The following is a 16,634-nucleotide window of genomic DNA, read 5'->3' on the forward strand; positions in this document are numbered from 1 at the left end:
CAGAACTTAATGAACAGTGCGCCCGATGGGCCACGGACCTAGGCTGAAGTAGGAGTCTAGGCGTGGTACGCTGAAATACGCTGCGGCACAAGATAACTGGTAGCGAATCCGTATCGGTTTCGAGCCGCGTCGCAAAGAAGCTCCACGCTGCCTGGCGCAGGTCGGTGGAGCATGCTCGTCAGGGAGGGTGACGGGCGTTATCCGGCGAAAAGTACGGGTACCCGACGGGCGGGCCCCGGCGATGTCGCGTGATCGGGACCCGACCGAGCGTGGGAGGTGACAGACCAGCCCGCCCCTGAGCGAGCATTGCGAGTGCACTCGCGCACGACCGAGCCGAGCGTCCTCGTGAGCGTTAGCTCACAGTTGGTGGTGCGAAACGTGAGTAATTCGTCGGATCATGGCATCGTTGATCTACGAGACCAGGGCATCTCGATAACACCACCTGGCTCGTCTACAGAAAGTATGAAATGGCTCAAGGCATTGTGAAGTGGTTCAACAGCGAGAAGGGCTTCGGCTTCATCGCACAAGACGGCGGAGGGCCCGACGTCTTCGTGCACTACTCGGCTGTGAGCGGCTCGGGTTTCCGGTCCCTCGATGAGGGGCAGCGCGTGGAGTTCGAGATCGGCCAGGGACAGAAGGGTCCGCAGGCCCAGGACGTCCGCGTTCTCTGATCGCGACTTGACTTTCGAAAGGCCCCGCACCGGGACGGTGTGGGGCCTTTCCGCTTGTTTGGAGGGTCCTCACGCCTCGGAGCGGGTGAAGGTGACATGGGTGACGGCGGGTGAGTGGGTCACCGAGGCGACCTGGTAGCCGGGCAGTTCGCCCAGATCGTCGTAGAGGCGCTCGCCCGCGCCGAGCAGGATCGGGACGACGGCCAAATGCAACTCGTCCACCAGCCGCGTCCGCAGGAACTGCCGCACCGTGGAGCAACCGCCGCCCAAGCGCACGTCTTGGCCGTTCGCCGCGTCGAACGCGCGGTGCAGCACCGCCTCGGGGGTTTCGTCCACGAAGTGGAAGGTGGTCCCGCCCTCCATCCCGAACGACGGGCGTGGATGGTGCGTCAGGACGAAGACGTCGTGGTGGTACGGCGGATTGTCGCCCCACCAACCCGTCCATTCGTGGTTCGGCCATGCTCCGCGAATCGGACCGAACATATTGCGTCCCATGATGGTCGCGCCGATGCCGCGATCGCCCGCGGCCAGATGCTCATCGTCGACGCCGGGATCGTTCGTGGCCTCCGGGTTGGCGTAAGGGGTCGCGAAGACCCACTCGTGCAGTCGCGTGCCGCCTTCGCCCAGCGGATTGTCCGGCCCTTGGTTCGGACCGGCGACATAGCCGTCCAGGGAGATCGCCAGGTTGTGTACGCGCAGCTTCGGCATGGCCCACTCATTCCCACTAAGTGATTGCAATTCGCAATCGGTTATGCGGCAGCGTACGTCCAACTGGTTGTATATTGCAAGCAGTAGTTGACGACCGACAGGAGTGCCGGATGCGCGAGGAGGGACGTTCGGGATGCCCGATCAACGCGACGATCGAGGTGATCGGCGATCGGTGGACGCTGCTGGTGCTGCGTGACGTGATGTTCGGCAACCGGCGGCACTTCCGCGAACTGCTGGCCGGATCGGAGGAGGGCATCGCCTCCAACATCCTGTCCGACCGGCTCAAGCGCCTGGTGGCCGCCGGGCTGCTCAGCCGTGCGGACACCAGGCCCGGCCAGAAGGCCGAATACCGGCTCACCGAAGCGGCCATCCAATTGGTGCCGATCATGGCGCAGCTCGGCGCGTGGGGTCTGCGGCACCGCCCGACCACCAAGCGTCTCCGGGTTCGCGCCGAATTGCTCGAGGCGGGCGGTCCGCGGCTATGGGCGGATTTCATGGACGAATTGCGCGAGGGCCACCTCGGCATCCCGCGCCCGGATCCGGACCGTCCGACCGCCACGCAGCGACTCGCCCAGGCTTACGCCGACGCCGTCGCCGAGGACGATCGGAAAGTCGCCTCGTAGGCGTCAGCCCGCCAGTGCCTCGGAGCGGAAGAACTCCGCGGTGATCGCCCTGGCCCGAGTGAGGTCCTGGCCCCGAGATTTAACGAAAACATCCTCCGCACAGGCGAATTCGGCGGCGATGAACGCGGAGATCGGCGCGGGCACCGAACCGCTGCCCATCTCGCGGGTTCGTGATTTGAGATCGGTCAGCTCGGTTACCGCCGCCGACAACTCCGCGGGCAGCTCGCACTGCCGCAACAGTGTGGGCAGATGCATCGGCGCCACCGCCGCCCCGGGACGCTCGCGCAGCCAGCGTAGTGCCATCGCCGGACGCAGCGCGTAGAACACCTTCTTCAGCGATCCGGTGCGCTCGAACAGCTCCCACTGCTTGGCGCCCAGGTGCAGATAGTGCCGGGCGACCCTGTCACGGTCGGCGACCTCATCGGCCAGCGCGCGCAATCGGTCGCGAAACAGCGGGTCGCCGCGGTACACGATCGGCGACATCAGCCATTCGATCAGCACGGCGTTGCCCTGCACCAGCAAGCGCAGCGCTTTGGCCAGATCCCAGCCGTTCACGTCGAGCAGGTCTGTGAGCGGCGTCTCCACCACGTCGCGGGTGCGCCACGGGGACAGGTAGGTCTCCAGCGCGGCGACGTAGACGAACCGGCAGTCGTAGTCCGAATCGGGAGACGGAAAGCCCCACGCGCGGCTGCCGCTTTCGATCGCCAACCGGATCGACACCCGGTGGTCCAGCTCCACCCGGTCCAGCTCGCGATCGATGGACCCGACCACCGTCGGGTCCATCGAATCCGGTATCGCGCGCAGAGACATGGAGCGATGGTAGGTGCCGCAGCGAGGTTGTCGCAGCTGCATTTTCGTCGTTCAGGACCGGTGCACGCCCCTTCCGAGCGCGGCGACCGGCACGGCCATGAGCGCGAGCGTCCCGCCCAGCCACATGGCGGCGGCCACGCCGATCGCGTCCGCCGCCAGACCGCCGGTCAGCGACCCCAGCGCGATGGCGGCATTGAAAACACCCGCGAACAGCGCGGACGCGCCTTCCTTCGCCTGCGGCGCCGCGGCGAAGACCCAGCTTTGCGTGCTCACCGAGACCCCGCCGTAGGACACGCCCCACACGATCATCAGCACGACAGCCCCTGGCAGGGAGGCGCCCAGCGCAGGCAAGGCGATCGTGGTCGCGGCGAGAATCGAGCCGATCGCTGTCAAGGTCTTCCGCGGTGCCCGCGCCGCAGCGGCTCCCGCGCCGAAATTGCCTGCGACACCGGCGATCCCGTAGATGAGCAACAGCGCACCGAGCGTTTCCGCATCGACGCCGGTCGCTCCCTCGAGCGCAGGCCGCACATAGGTGTAGGCGGTGAAGTGGCCGGTTACCAGGAATGCGACAACGAGCAAGGCGATTCGCAAGCCGGGCTGCCGCGAAAGTCGCAACACGCCACGCAATGCCGAGGTTTCCGTCGCGGGCAGACGCGGCAGCAGCACCGCCAGAGCCGCGAGCACCAGTACTGCCAGGCAGGCCGCGGCCACGAACGCGATCCGCCACCCGGCGAGCGCACCCAAGAAAGTTCCCGCCGGAATGCCGAGCACCGACGCGACCGCGACGCCGGAGAAGACCAGCGAGGTCGCGGCGGCGACCGATCGCGCGGGCACCAGCCGCGCGGCCAGGCTCGCCGCGATCGCCCACACCCCGCCCATGCCGACGCCGACCAGCACCCGCGCCCCGATCAGCACGCCGAAGGTGGGGGCGGCGGCCGCGCCGAGATTGCCCAGCGCGAGCAGCGCCAGCAATCCGCACAGCACCACCTTGCGCTCGACTCGGCGCAGCGTCGCGGTGACCAAGGGCGCGGCCAGCGCGGCGACCAGGCCTGTCACCGTCAACGCGAGACCGGCGCGGCCTTCGCTCACTCGCAGCGCCGAGCCGATCGGAGTGAGCAGTCCGACCGGCAACATCTCGGCGGTGACCACCGTGAACGTGCCCGCTGCCACCGCGCCGACTCCGAGCCAACCGCGTAGCGACGAAACCGGCTGCGAAGCAACGACTTCTCGAACCTGTGTCATGTCTTCCAGACAAAGGCTCCCGGTATGGGGAAACAACGGCGAAGGTCTCATAGTTCTATGAGCTGGACTCATCGACCGTGGAAGGGAAGCAGATGAGTGGGCTGGAGGTCCGTGAACTGGAAGCGTTTCTCGCGCTCGCCGAGGAACTGCACTTCGGGCGGGCCGGTGCTCGGCTGTATGTGTCGCAGAGCCGGGTGAGCCAGCTACTGCGCTCGCTGGAGCGGCGCATCGGCGGACAGCTCGTGGACCGGACCAGTCGCACCGTCCGGTTGACCCCGCTCGGCGCGGATTTCCTCGCCGCGCTGCGGCCCGCCTATGCCGCGTTGCGCGCGACGGTCGACGATGCTCGCGCCGCCGCCCGGGGTGCGGACGGGATCTTGCGCATCGGATTCCAAGGCGCGGGCAACGATCACCTGATGGCCGCGGTCGAGTTGTTCCAGCAGTGGCACCCGGACTGCTCGGCCGAGCTGGTCGAAATACCGCTGGCCGACCCGTTCGGTGCGGTGCGGCGCGACGAGGTCGACGCCGCCGTCGTGCTGCTGCCGATGGGCGAGGGAGATCTCGTGCTCGGCTCGGTGTTCGTGGGGCAGCCGCAGACGCTCGCGCTGGCCAGTGCCCACCCGCTTGCGGGCCGGGCCGAACTGTCGGTAGAGGAACTCGCCGATCTTCCACTGATAGGAGTGCGCGCGCCCGCGCCGGAGTATTGGCGCAGAGCTCAGGCGCTCGACGTCACGCCGGGCGGTCGAAGGGTGCGCTCCGGGCCCGAGGTCGGCACGTTGGAAGAAGGTCTCGCCGCGGTGGCGGCCGGCCGCGGAGCGATGTTGCTGTGTCATCCCACCGCGGATTCCCACCGCAGACGGCCGGTGGCCTTCGTGCCGGTCACCGGGATCGCCGAGTCCCGGCTCGGATTGGTGTGGCGCCGGTATCGCGAGACACCGCGGGTGCGCGCGTTCTCCCGCGCCGTCGCGGCCACCAAGCCGTCCGAAGATGTGCGATCGGTCACTGTCGGGGCATCCTGACGGTCTGCCGCCGCGGCGCCCGGAGAATCGGGAACAGGGCCGCCGACGTGGAGCCGAGCATTTCTCCGTCTACCGCTTCGACGTATTCGAAAGTTATTTGGTATCTCTATTGCCGGGTCTGTCGAAGTGGCTCGAATCACTCGGCAGCCTCATTTCCGGACGCGGCGCGAGATTCGTACGAAGTTTTTCTGGAATGTCGCATTCGACTTCTATTAGCGAGGGAAATCTTCTAGCGCTTTCGGTGTCTTGACCTGGACAAACGTATAGATTCCCAGCTCATTCGCAATGAGATGAGTGTCGTGAGTCACATTTCGATTGATATGTGGTCTGCATTACCAAACATTCGAATTCTGTAACTGTCGCCGATCCGGCGCCGACATGCCCCGTGTCAGCCAGTTCGACTGGATAAGTTTCGAGGAAGAGGTATTTCCATGATCCCCGTTATCATCGACACCGGTAGCGCTGCCTTGAACGGTCTTTTCGGCACCCTTGGCGCCGCGCTGCACGGTCTTGTCGACACCCTGTGGACGGGTTCCTTCGGCGGCCGCTGACCGACGTAACGGTCGAGCAGAGTCGACCGGGTCGCACGCCGACCGATGGCGTGACCGAGCGGGCCCCCGCACCTGGTGGTGTGGGGGCCCGCCGCTGTGTGCGGTTGGTGGACGAGCCGGGGTGGTCGGGTTCCGCCGCGATGAGGTCCGCGCCGATGCCGGGAAGGTCGAAGCACAGTGCGGCCGCGTGTGCTGCGCGTCGACAAGCCGCGCCCCGCAACGGGCGGGATCGGCCGCGCGGCCGGGATGTCGGCGGTCGGGATCGGCCTCGTGCCGCGTGGTCAGCGGTGGGTGTGGCCCCGTGCCCTCGACGCCGGAGTCGGAGATCAGCCTTGCGCCGCGATGTCGGAGTGCGAGATCAGCCCTGCGCCGCGACGGCGGAGATCCGGCTGAGTTCTGCCGCCACCTGGGCCGGGTGGGTCAGTTGCGGGTAGTGGCCCGCGCCTTCGATCGAAATCCGCTCTCGCACGGTCGGAGCGGTGATCGGGTCGTCGGAACCGGCGATGATCCGCACCGGCACGTCGATCCGTTCCAGCAGAGTTCGCAACTCTGCACGCCGCGCGGGAGCGCTCGCCTCGCGTAACGCGCCGACCGTTCGACCCGCGACGCCCGGCCTGCGCAGGTTCGCCGCCGCGCTCGCGATGGCGTCGCTCTCGGGCACGCCGAGCCGTTTCGACAAGGCCGCCGCCGAGATCCGGCGCATCGCCGCGGTCGCGAGTGGCGAGCGCAGCAGCCGGCCCGACCGCGGCTGCAAGAAGGCGGGCGCGACCAGCACCACGCCGGAGACTCGGTCGGGATGCTGCGCCGCGTACCGCAGCACCGGGCCGCAGCCGAGCGAGTGGCCGACCAGAACGGGGCGCGTGTGCACCGAAGCGAGCAATCCCGGCAGCACCGCGTCACGATCCCCGGGCGCCGAACGCCCGAGGCCGGGCAGGTCCACGACCAGGCTGGGCCCGTCCAGCTCCGCGCGCACCTCGTTCCACGACTCGCCGTCCAACGGAAGGCCGTGCACCAGGACGTAAGCGGGGCGGACGCGCTCGCCGCCGACCCAGACACCGTGGGCGAAACCGGCTGTCGGGTCATCGGCCACCGCGCCGAACCGGGTGGCCACGAGATGGTCGGCCCAGCCCAGGAGGGTCGCCTCGGTCGGCGGCATGGTGAGCCCGGCTCGGCGCGCCACTTCCAGCGCCGCCGATGTGTCGTAGCGGTCGTCGGCGATGAAGCTGAGCGTCTCCGGGTCGGCGCCGGTGAGTGCGGGCGGAAGCTTCGAGATGACGCCGACCGGAATCGAGAACCGGGGCGCACGGACGCCCAGGTGATCCGCCAGTAGCCGAACAAGCTTCGGCAGCACGGGAGTCCGATCATCCAGAACCGTGTAGGACCGGCCCGCGGTATCGGGCAGCGTGGGCAGGCTGATCAAGAAATCCGTGAAGTAGCCCAGATCCACGATGGGCACGAAGGTCTCGGGCCCGCCGGGGAGAGCCGGGAGCCGCCCGTTCCACAGATCCTCGACGACGCTCGCCAGCCCGATGTATTGACCGGGACCGATGACGCTGCTCGGGTTCGCGATGGTCAGCGCGACGCCGAGTTCCGCCGCCCGGCGACGCAGCAGCGGATCCGATTCGAACTTCGACGCGCCGTACGCGCCGTTCTCGTAGTGCTGCTCCTCGGATTCCTCCACGGTGATCCGGTACCCGGTGATGTGCACGACGCGTCGCAACTCGGGGAGGGCGGCGGCCCATTCCAACACCCGCAGCGCCCCGGTGACGTTCACCGCGTACGCGTCCTCGGGGGCGAGCCCGAAGGCGAAGCGGGCCGCGCAGTTGTACACGTCGCGCACGCCGGACGAATCGAACTCGGCGGGCAGGCCGAGGTCCGGCGCGGTCACGTCACAGGTGAGGATCTCCAACCCGCTCTCGTCCACGCCTTGTCTGCGCAGCCAACTGGTGAGCCGCTCCGCACTGCCCGCACGCAATGCGGCGGCGACGGAATGCCCCTGCTGGAGCAGGCGGGCGACCGCATTGCGGCCGAGGAACCCGGCGGCTCCGAAAACGATGCTGTCGGACATGACGTCCTCCTTACTAGACCGGTCTACATATTCTGTGGACATGGAAAACTTCTTGCGGTATCGGCGGATTCGGCCTCAGATCATGGCGCGCAGTGTGCGTTCGACCCGTTCCAAGGGTTCACGGCTTCGCTGCGCACGTGCCAGCAGCAGTGCGCCCTCGACCATCGCGAGCACCGCTGCCGCCAGATCGTCCGCGTCGTCGCGGCCGTCGGCCCGCAGCCGGATCCGCAGCGCCTGCTCCCAAGCGGCGTAGGCGGCGGCGCACTCGGCCTGGATCGGGTCGTTCGCCGCCGCGACGTCCAGGGCGACGGTGGCGACCGGGCAGCCTTGTTGCCAGCCGGATGCTTCCAGCCGGTCGCCGAACGCTCGGAGCAGCCTGCTCGCGGCCTCGGCGGCATCGCCGGGCTCGATGGCGTCGATCAGCGCGGCGATCTCCTTGCCCGCTTGGGCGACCGCCGCCGCGACCAATTCGTCCTTGCCGCCGGGGAAATGGAAGTACAACGATCCGCGCGGCGCCCCGCTGGCCGCCAGGATCTGGTTGAGCCCGGCGCCGTAGTAACCGTGCCGCTCCACCAGCGTGCGCGCCGCGTCGACGAGTTTGCCGCGAGTCTCGGTGCCTTTGACGCCCATGCGGTGACTGTAGACCGGTCTGCATATTTTTGCCAGCGTCGGGACTGACGACGGCCGCCCACCAGGTGGTAGCCGGGTCGGAAATCGCGCGCACTAAGCTGGTCGGCGGTAATTGCCGACCCCATTCCCCAGGAGTACTCCACGTGAGCCAAGCAGGCCGTCCTGTAGTTCTGATCGCCGACAAGCTCGCCCAGTCGACCGTCGACGCGCTCGGTGACGGTGTCGAGGTCCGGTGGGTGGACGGACCGGACCGCCCGGCCCTGCTGGCCGCGGTGCCCGAGGCCGACGCGCTGCTCGTGCGGTCGGCGACCACGGTCGACGCCGAGGTCCTGGAAGCCGGGAAGAACCTGAAGATCGTCGCTCGCGCGGGCGTCGGCCTGGACAACGTCGACGTTCCCGCCGCCACCGAGCGCGGCGTCATGGTCGTGAACGCGCCCACCTCGAACATCCACACCGCCGCCGAGCACGCGGTCACCCTCTTGCTGTCCGCCGCCCGCCAGATTCCGGCCGCGGACGCCACCCTGCGTGAGCACACCTGGCAGCGCAGCAAGTTCAACGGCGTCGAGATCTTCGACAAGACCGTCGGCGTCGTCGGCCTCGGCCGCATCGGCCAGCTGTTCGCCGCGCGACTGGCCGCCTTCGAGACCAAGATCGTCGCCTACGACCCCTACGTGTCGCCCGCGCGCGCCGCGCAGCTCGGCATCGAGCTGCTCAGCCTGGACGAACTGCTCGAGCGTGCCGATCTGATCTCGATCCACCTGCCGAAGACCCCGGAGACCAAGGGCATCATCGGCAAGGAGGCCATCGCCAAGACCAAGCCCGGCGTGATCATCGTCAACGCCGCGCGCGGCGGCCTGGTCGACGAGGCCGCCCTGGCCGAGGCCATCAAGTCCGGCCACGTGCGCGCCGCGGGCCTGGACGTGTTCGAGACCGAGCCGTGCACCGACAGCCCGCTGTTCGACCTGCCGCAGGTCGTGGTGACCCCGCACCTGGGCGCCTCCACCTCCGAGGCGCAGGACCGCGCGGGCACCGACGTCGCCAAGTCGGTGCTGCTGGCGCTCGCCGGTGAGTTCGTGCCCGGCGCGGTGAACGTCACCGGTGGCGCCGTCGGCGAAGAGGTCGCCCCCTGGCTGGACATCGTCCGCAAGCAGGGCGCCCTGCTCGGCGCGCTGTCCAACGAGCTGCCGGTCAGCGTGGAGGTGCAGGTGCGCGGCGAGCTGGCCGCGCAAGAGGTCGGCGTACTGGAGCTGTCCGCGCTGCGCGGCATCTTCTCCGCGCTGGTCGAGGACCAGGTAACCTTCGTCAACGCGCCCGCGCTGGCCAAGGAGCGGGGCATCACCGCCGAGGTCACTACCGCGACGGAGAGCCCGAGCCACCGCAGCGTCGTCGACCTGCGCGCCGTGTTCGGCGACGGCAGCACCCTGAACGTGGCGGGCACGCTGACCGAGCCGCAGCTGGTGGAGAAGATCGTCAACGTCAACGGCCGCAACTACGACATGCGCGCCGAGGGCCTCAACCTGGCCATCCTGAACTACGACGACCGGCCGGGCGCGCTGGGCAAGATCGGCACCAAGCTCGGCGAGGCCGAGGTCGACATCCTGGCCGCGCAGCTGACCCAGGACGTCGACAAGGAAGGCGCCACCGTGGTGCTGCGCGTGGCCCGCGAGGTGCCCGCCGACGTCCAGGCCGCGATCGCCGAGTCCGTCGGCGCGGCCAAGGTCGTGCAGGTCGACCTGTCCTGATCCGATCCGGGGCGCGGCCCCGGTGAACTCGGAATCGGGGGCGCCCCCCCCCCCGCGGGGGGGGGGGCGGGGGGGGCGGCGGCCCCCCCCCCCCCCCCGCCCCCGCCCGGGGGGGGGGGCGGGGGGCGGGGGGGGATGAGGGGGCCCCCGCCGGGGCCGGGGGGCGCGCCCTGGGGGGTGCGGGCCCCGTGGCCCCCCCCGGGGCGGGGGGGGGCCCCGGCCCCCCCCCCCCCGCGCCCCGCCCCCGCCCCCGGGGGCCCGGCGCCGGTCTCTTCGTCGGCGCGCAGGCCCGCCGCGCGCCCGATGCTCGGCGATCCGGCCGCGCCGAGTACCGTGACGGTGCTGCGGTCACCCGGCCGGAATGTCGTGCGCACGCCGACGGTCGCCTCCGGGCCGCACGTTGCGGCGGCCCGCGACCGGCAATATCGAACGGAGCATTTGTCATGAAGCTTGCTGTCATCCCGGGCGACGGGATCGGGCCCGAGGTCATCGCCGAGGCGCTCAAGGTGCTCGACGCGGTCGTGCCCGGCGTCGAGAAGACCGAGTACGACCTCGGCGCGCGCCGCTACCACGCGACCGGCGAGATCCTCCCGGATTCGGTGCTGCCCGAACTGAAGCAGCACGACGCGATCCTGCTCGGCGCGATCGGCGATCCGTCGGTGCCCAGTGGCGTGCTCGAACGCGGCCTGTTGCTGCGCACCCGGTTCGCGCTGGACCACCACGTGAACCTGCGACCGTCCAAGCTGTTCCCTGGCGTGACCAGCCCGCTGGCCGGCAACCCCGACATCGACTTCGTCGTCGTGCGCGAGGGCACCGAGGGCCCGTACACCGGCACCGGCGGCGCGATCCGCGTCGGCACCCCGCACGAGGTGGCGACCGAGGTCAGCACCAACACCCGCTTCGGCATCGAGCGCGTGGTGCGCTACGCCTTCGCCAAGGCGCAGGCCCGGCGCAAGCACCTGACGCTGGTGCACAAGAACAACGTGCTCACCTTCGCCGGCTCGCTGTGGCAGCGCACGGTGGACGAGGTCGCGGCCGAGTTCCCCGATGTCACAACGGCTTACCAGCACATCGACGCCGCGACCATCCACATGGTCAACGACCCGGGCCGGTTCGACGTGATCGTCACCGACAACCTCTTCGGCGACATCATCACCGACCTGGCCGCCGCCGTGAGCGGTGGCATCGGCCTCGCCGCCAGCGGCAACATCGACGCGTCCGGCACGAATCCGAGCATGTTCGAGCCGGTGCACGGCAGCGCCCCCGACATCGCGGGCCAGTCCAAGGCCGACCCGACCGCGGCGATCCTCTCGGTCGCCCTGCTGCTCAACCACCTCGGCGACGCCGAGGAGGCCGCGCGCATCGAGTCGGCGGTCGCGAAGGACCTCGAGTCTCGCTCCGGCACGGCGTCGACCGTGGAAATCGGCGACCGCATCGCGGCCACTCTCTGACCGTCGCCCAGGAAGGTCCCGTTGCCACCTCCGGCAACGGGACCTTCCGCGTTCAGCCGTCCGCCCCGCCGGCGCGGGCGAATCCCGCGGCGGCCTCCCGCGCCCGCGGCGCGCTCGACCAGCGCTGTGTCACCGAATTCAGGTGACACAGCGACATCGAGTCGAGATCGTCCGGGGCGATCTGCATGTGGAGTGCGGCCCTGTGGCGCGGACCCGGCAATCCTTCGACGCGCGAACCTAGGCGGGGTCGCGGGGAACCAGCGGGACCGCCGCGACGGCCGAGACCGCGGCCAGAAGGAAGGCGGCGGGGAAGCCGCTCGCGGTGATCAGGGCGCCGAACACGGGCGGAACCGCGGCCATCGCGAGGTTCTGCCCGGTGTTCTGGATGCCGAGGCCCCGGCCGCTCCAGTACGGGCCCGCGATCTCGGCGACCGCGGTGAAGGCCAAGCCGTTGTCGGAGACGGTGATCACGGACGCGGCGATCAGCAGCGGAATGGCGGCCCACCACCAGTGGGTCGACGCGGTCAGCGCCAGCGCGGTCATCGACAGCACGGCGGCGACGGCCACCGTGCGCAGCGGGCCCATCCGGCTGCCGACCCGATCCGACCACGCGCCCGCACCGATGCGGCCAAGCGCGCCGAGGATGTGTGTGACGGTCACCAGCGCACCCGCCGCGGCCAACGACCAGCCGACATCCCGGTGCAACCACAGCAGCGCGAACGTCCACACGGTGCCCTGCGGGACGACGAGCAGAACCGAGACCAGATGGATGCGCCACAGCATGGCGTTGTCGCGATAGGGATTGGCGCGCAACGCCGGATCGGCGGCGGCGCGATCGGGACGCGGCGGGTCCACGATGCCGGCCAGGCAACCCATGGCCGCCACACCCGCCATGAGTGCGGGAACGAGAATGGCCGCGGGTACACCGTGGGCGGAGGCGACGGCCGGAATCGCCAGCGCGCCGACACCGACGCCCAGCGGCTGCGCGGTCTGCCGGATGCCCATCGCCAGCCCGCGCCGCTGCGGCGGGAACCAGCCGACGATCACCCGGCCGCTCGCGCCGTTCGTGCTGGCCGCCCCGACGCCCCCGAGAAACAGCAGCGCGCCGAGGGCGATGTCGTTCGTCGTCGCCGCGGCGGCGCAGCCCGCCGCCAGCATCAGCAGCGGACCACCGACCAGCACCTTGCGTTCGCCGATCCGGTCCACCAGATAACCCCACGCGATCAGGGTGCACACCAGCCCGACGGTGGGCATGGCCACCAGCAGGCCCGCCGTCGCCAGCGGCAAGCCACGGTCGGTCAGCGCGGGCAGCAGGAACGGGACGCCGTGGATGAAGACCGCGCTGGAGGCCTGGGCGAACACGCCGAGACCGAGCATGGACCAGCGCCGAACCTCGTCGATCTGCGTAACGGTCGCCATCGGCCTCACCTCGGAATCTCATTATTTGGGATACAATTCCCATTGTGTGAACTTCGCTGCTCACGGTACACCCGGCGGCGGCTCGATTCGACGGTTGCGGTTGTCGGGCTGCTCACAGCGCGCGCCACCGCCGGATCCGGGCGGATTCCGTACCACCCGGTCGGGCGCGTTCGAGCAGGTGACGGTGGGTCGATAGACTCCGGGCATGCGTCTAGGTCGAGTTGCCAGTCCCGATGGAGTCGCTTTCGTCAGCATCGAAGGCGACGGAAGCGACAGCGTGGCCAAGGAGATCGCGGAACACCCGTTCGGCACACCGACGTTCACCGGCCGCAGCTGGCCGCTGGCCGACGTGCGGCTGCTCGCGCCGATCCTGGCCAGCAAGGTGGTCTGCATCGGCAAGAACTACGCCGCCCACGCTGCGGAGATGGGTGGTCCCGCGCCCGCCGACCCGGTGATCTTCCTCAAGCCGAATACCGCGATCGTGGGGCCGAACGCCCCGATCATCCTGCCGCCCAGTTCATCTCAGGTCGACTACGAAGGGGAGCTGGCGATCGTCATCGGCCGCCCCTGCAAGGACGTGCCCGCCGCCCGCGCGCTGGACGTGGTGCTGGGTTACACCGCCGCCAACGATGTGACCGCCCGCGACCAGCAGCGCCACGACGGCCAGTGGACCAGGGGCAAGGGCTACGACACGTTCTGCCCGCTCGGTCCGTGGATCGAAACCTCCCTGGACCCTTCGGATCTGGAGGTCGTCACCGAGCTCGACGGTGAAGTGCGTCAGCGCAGCCGCACTTCGCTTCTGCTGCACGACATTCCGAAGCTCATCGAGTGGATCACCACCGTGATGACACTGCTGCCCGGTGACGTCATCCTCACCGGCACCCCGGAGGGCGTCGGCCCGATGCGGGAGGGCCAGCAGGTGTCGGTGACCGTCGAGGGCATCGGAACCCTCACCAATCCCGTTGCCGCCAAACGCTGATCGAAAGAGAGCCATGACTGAAGTACGGGTCCGATTCTGCCCGTCACCGACCGGGACGCCGCACGTCGGCCTGATCCGGACGGCGCTGTTCAACTGGGCCTACGCCCGCCACCACGGTGGCGCATTCGTCTTTCGAATCGAAGACACCGATGCCGCACGGGATTCCGAGGAATCCTACCGGGCGATTATCGACGCGCTGCGCTGGCTCGGCCTCACCTGGGACGAGGGGCCGGAGGTCGGCGGGCCTTACGCGCCATATCGCCAGTCGCAACGAAAAGAACTGCACCAGGACGTTGTTCGGCGTTTGCTGGAGGCCGGTGAGGCTTACGAATCGTTCTCCACGCCGGAGGAAGTCGAGGCCCGTCATCGCGCCGCGGGACGCGATCCGAAGCTCGGTTACGACAACTACGATCGCGACCTGACGCCGGAGCGGATCGAGGCGTACCGGGCCGAGGGGCGCGCCGCCGTCGTCCGGCTGCGGATGCCGGAAGAAGACCTGTCCTGGAACGATCTGGTGCGCGGGGAGACCACCTTCAAGGCGGGCAGCGTCCCGGACTTCGCGCTCACCCGCGGCAATGGCCAGCCGCTGTACACGCTGGTCAACCCCGTCGACGACGCGCTGATGCGGATCACCCACGTACTGCGCGGCGAGGACCTGCTCTCCTCCACTCCCCGCCAGCTCGCGCTGTACGCCGCGCTGCGCCGGATCGGGGTCGCCGATTTCACTCCCGAGTTCGGCCATCTGCCGTTCGTGATGGGTCAGGGCAACAAGAAGTTGTCCAAGCGTGATCCGGAGTCGAATCTGTTCGCCCATCGCGACCGCGGGTTCATCCCCGAGGGTTTGCTGAATTATCTCGCGCTACTCGGCTGGGGCCTGTCCGAGGACCGCGACGTGTTCTCCATGGCGGAGATGGTCGAGGCCTTCGACATTTCGAAAGTGAATTCGAATCCGGCCCGATTCGACCAGAAGAAGGCGGACGCGCTCAACGCCGAGCACATCCGATTGCTGGCTCCGGGTGATTTTGCCCACCGGCTGCGGGAGTATCTCACCGGACACGGCCATATCGGCGCCGAAATCGATGAAAAAGTGTTCGCCGCGGCGGCGGAACTCGTGCAGACCAGGATTGTCGTCTTGTCCGACGCTTGGGACCTTCTGCGTTTCCTGTTCGCACCGGCGGAGGAGTTCGCGATCGAACCGGCCGCGGGGGCCAAGAATCTCGGTCCCGACGCGGCTCAGGTATTGCAGGCGGCTATTACCGCTGTGGAGCCGTTGACCGAGTGGACCACCGAAGCGATCGAAGCGGCACTGAAAAAGGCGCTGATCGATGATCTCGGGCTGAAACCGCGCAAAGCCTTCGCTCCGGTGCGGGTCGCGATCACCGGATCGCATATCAGCCCGCCGCTGTACGAATCCTTGGAACTGCTCGGCCGCGACCTCACCTTGGATCGGCTGCGCGCGGCGCTGGACTGGAAGGAGACCGCCCAGACCGGCTCCGAAGGCTGAAAATATGGCTTTGACCAGGCGATTTGTAGTTAACCCGTAGCCGTTTGGTACTCTTCTTCTCGGCCCGGAACACGGTCTCGAGTCACCCAGACGCGAGGCTGAACGACCTGGTCATTGGGGTATGGTGTAATTGGCAACACAGCTGATTCTGGTTCAGCCATTCTAGGTTCGAGTCCTGGTACCCCAGCGGAGTGTGTTGTAAGACTTCGGTTCGCGGCCGAAATCCCTCAGCACCTGGCGATTTGGTCGCCGGGCCTCGGCCAGATAAACTAGCCGAGCCTCCTGATCGAAAGATCAACCACGGCGCTCCTCGCGACAGTGAGAAGCAGTCCTGGCCCCGTCGTCTAGCGGCCTAGGACGCCGCCCTCTCAAGGCGGTAGCGCGGGTTCGAATCCCGTCGGGGCTACACGAATGGAAGGCCCATGCTCATGGAGCATGGGCCTTTCTCGTTTCGCAGTGTCTTGTGGGGTGCAAACCCCCACGCCCCGCCCGGAGGGCTTCGCCCCGGACCCCCGTGAGGGCTTCGCCGCGCCTGGATGGTCGTGGTCCGGTGGTGTGGTCAGTGGCGGATCCGGGCCTAGGCGGGCGGCGGATCTCTTCGGAAGCTCGTCCTGTCGTTTGGTGGTACCTTGACTGTGCCGTATCTCACTCTCGGCCGATCGGGTTCGCGCTGGACCCCGTGGGCGCTGTCCGGCTCCGTATGAAGGGGCCATGATCCAGGTGTTCGGCGGGTACCAGCTCTGGTGCCGTCCCACCATGGGAACGCCGCCGAGTCATCGAAGGCAGAGCGGCATCCCATGCGACGTGCTCGTGTGGACCGATTCGCATGCTGCGGCAGTCGGCCCGAGTCTCGATCCGCAATGACCTGGATCGCACGGCAGAGAGCGTCGGAGCCGCCTGTGCGGACGGTCAGGATCGCCCACCGGCAGAATCGGGCAGCGCGGTGGTGGCGCCGAATTGCCCGTGCCGGGTCTTCCGGGTGCGGGACTGTTCGAGCCGTCCCGGTGAGTCCGGCAATCCAGCCGAGCCGTTCGCGGGAGATGGGGGCAAATGAGCGGCCCGGCTGCGCCGGTGGCAGCGGACGGACGCAAATCGGCCGCCGGGCCGCGCCGGTCGCGGGGGACGGACGCAAATCGGCCGCCGGGCCGCGCCGGTCGCGGGGGACGGACGCAAATCGGCCGCCGGGCCGCGCCGGTCGCGGGGGACGGACGCAAATC

The 16,634-nt window shown here is 68.7% G+C and carries 13 protein-coding genes and 2 tRNA genes; 9 read left to right on the top strand and 6 right to left on the bottom strand.

All coding sequences use genetic code 11. From position 1 onward, the window contains the following. The first annotated feature begins 467 nt into the window (after window positions 1-467). Window positions 468-671: a cold-shock protein gene (locus ACIHAX_RS02790; protein ID WP_014987157.1), complete on the top strand. Its 204-nt coding sequence runs from the start codon at window positions 468-470 to the stop codon at window positions 669-671. Window positions 672-740: 69 nt separating this feature from the next. Here ACIHAX_RS02790 and ACIHAX_RS02795 read toward each other — a convergent pair whose 3' ends face one another. Beyond that, window positions 741-1,379, bottom strand: a complete 639-nt coding sequence (locus ACIHAX_RS02795; RefSeq protein ID WP_356961223.1) for a dihydrofolate reductase family protein — start codon at window positions 1,377-1,379, stop codon at window positions 741-743. Window positions 1,380-1,489: 110 nt separating this feature from the next. On the opposite strand from ACIHAX_RS02795, the gene ACIHAX_RS02800 reads away from it, so the two are divergent. Next, window positions 1,490-2,002 carry a helix-turn-helix domain-containing protein gene (locus ACIHAX_RS02800; protein ID WP_356961224.1) on the top strand — a complete coding sequence of 171 codons (513 nt, stop codon included), beginning with the start codon at window positions 1,490-1,492 and terminating at the stop codon, window positions 2,000-2,002. Window positions 2,003-2,005: 3 nt separating this feature from the next. Here ACIHAX_RS02800 and ACIHAX_RS02805 read toward each other — a convergent pair whose 3' ends face one another. Continuing rightward, entirely contained in the window at window positions 2,006-2,812 is an 807-nt protein-coding gene (locus ACIHAX_RS02805) for a DNA polymerase beta superfamily protein (RefSeq protein WP_397275492.1), read from the bottom strand. Between the two features lie 51 nt (window positions 2,813-2,863). Then, window positions 2,864-4,054, bottom strand: coding sequence for an MFS transporter (locus ACIHAX_RS02810; RefSeq protein ID WP_397275494.1), 1,191 nt, complete (start codon window positions 4,052-4,054; stop codon window positions 2,864-2,866). A gap of 92 nt (window positions 4,055-4,146) precedes the next feature. Between ACIHAX_RS02810 and ACIHAX_RS02815 the strand changes: the two genes are divergently transcribed. Further along, window positions 4,147-5,073, top strand: coding sequence for a LysR family transcriptional regulator (locus ACIHAX_RS02815; RefSeq protein WP_397275496.1), 927 nt, complete (start codon window positions 4,147-4,149; stop codon window positions 5,071-5,073). Window positions 5,074-5,982: 909 nt separating this feature from the next. On the opposite strand, the gene ACIHAX_RS02820 is transcribed toward ACIHAX_RS02815, so the two are convergent. After that, window positions 5,983-7,692, bottom strand: a complete 1,710-nt coding sequence (locus ACIHAX_RS02820; protein WP_397275498.1) for an alpha/beta fold hydrolase — start codon at window positions 7,690-7,692, stop codon at window positions 5,983-5,985. Window positions 7,693-7,767: 75 nt separating this feature from the next. After that, window positions 7,768-8,322, bottom strand: a complete 555-nt coding sequence (locus tag ACIHAX_RS02825) for a TetR/AcrR family transcriptional regulator (RefSeq protein ID WP_397275500.1) — start codon at window positions 8,320-8,322, stop codon at window positions 7,768-7,770. Window positions 8,323-8,465: 143 nt separating this feature from the next. On the opposite strand from ACIHAX_RS02825, the gene serA reads away from it, so the two are divergent. Both serA and ACIHAX_RS02835 read left to right on the top strand, forming a co-directional pair. Next, entirely contained in the window at window positions 8,466-10,064 is a 1,599-nt protein-coding gene (gene serA / locus ACIHAX_RS02830; RefSeq protein WP_355080573.1) for a phosphoglycerate dehydrogenase, read from the top strand. 443 nt (window positions 10,065-10,507) lie between these two features. Continuing rightward, window positions 10,508-11,515: a 3-isopropylmalate dehydrogenase gene (locus ACIHAX_RS02835; RefSeq protein ID WP_355069789.1), complete on the top strand. Its 1,008-nt coding sequence runs from the start codon at window positions 10,508-10,510 to the stop codon at window positions 11,513-11,515. 237 nt (window positions 11,516-11,752) lie between these two features. Here the strand turns inward: ACIHAX_RS02835 and ACIHAX_RS02840 are convergent, their stop codons facing one another. Then, window positions 11,753-12,934: an MFS transporter gene (locus ACIHAX_RS02840; RefSeq protein WP_397275503.1), complete on the bottom strand. Its 1,182-nt coding sequence runs from the start codon at window positions 12,932-12,934 to the stop codon at window positions 11,753-11,755. Between the two features lie 205 nt (window positions 12,935-13,139). Between ACIHAX_RS02840 and ACIHAX_RS02845 the strand changes: the two genes are divergently transcribed. The 4 genes from ACIHAX_RS02845 (at window position 13,140) to ACIHAX_RS02860 (ending at window position 15,823) form a co-directional block, all read left to right on the top strand. Then, on the top strand, window positions 13,140-13,913 hold the full coding sequence (locus tag ACIHAX_RS02845; protein WP_355069792.1) for a fumarylacetoacetate hydrolase family protein: 774 nt from the start codon (window positions 13,140-13,142) through the stop codon (window positions 13,911-13,913). A gap of 13 nt (window positions 13,914-13,926) precedes the next feature. After that, a complete protein-coding gene (gltX, locus tag ACIHAX_RS02850) occupies window positions 13,927-15,417 on the top strand; it encodes a glutamate--tRNA ligase (protein ID WP_397275505.1) in 1,491 nt (496 codons plus the stop codon). A 115-nt stretch (window positions 15,418-15,532) separates the two neighbouring features. Beyond that, window positions 15,533-15,604: transfer RNA gene (locus tag ACIHAX_RS02855), tRNA-Gln, on the top strand. Between the two features lie 146 nt (window positions 15,605-15,750). Then, window positions 15,751-15,823 (top strand) — tRNA-Glu (locus ACIHAX_RS02860). Window positions 15,824-16,634 lie beyond the last annotated feature (811 nt).

Origin of the sequence: Nocardia sp. NPDC051929, assembly GCF_044548645.1 — a bacterium.
Taxonomy (GTDB): domain Bacteria; phylum Actinomycetota; class Actinomycetes; order Mycobacteriales; family Mycobacteriaceae; genus Nocardia; species Nocardia sichangensis.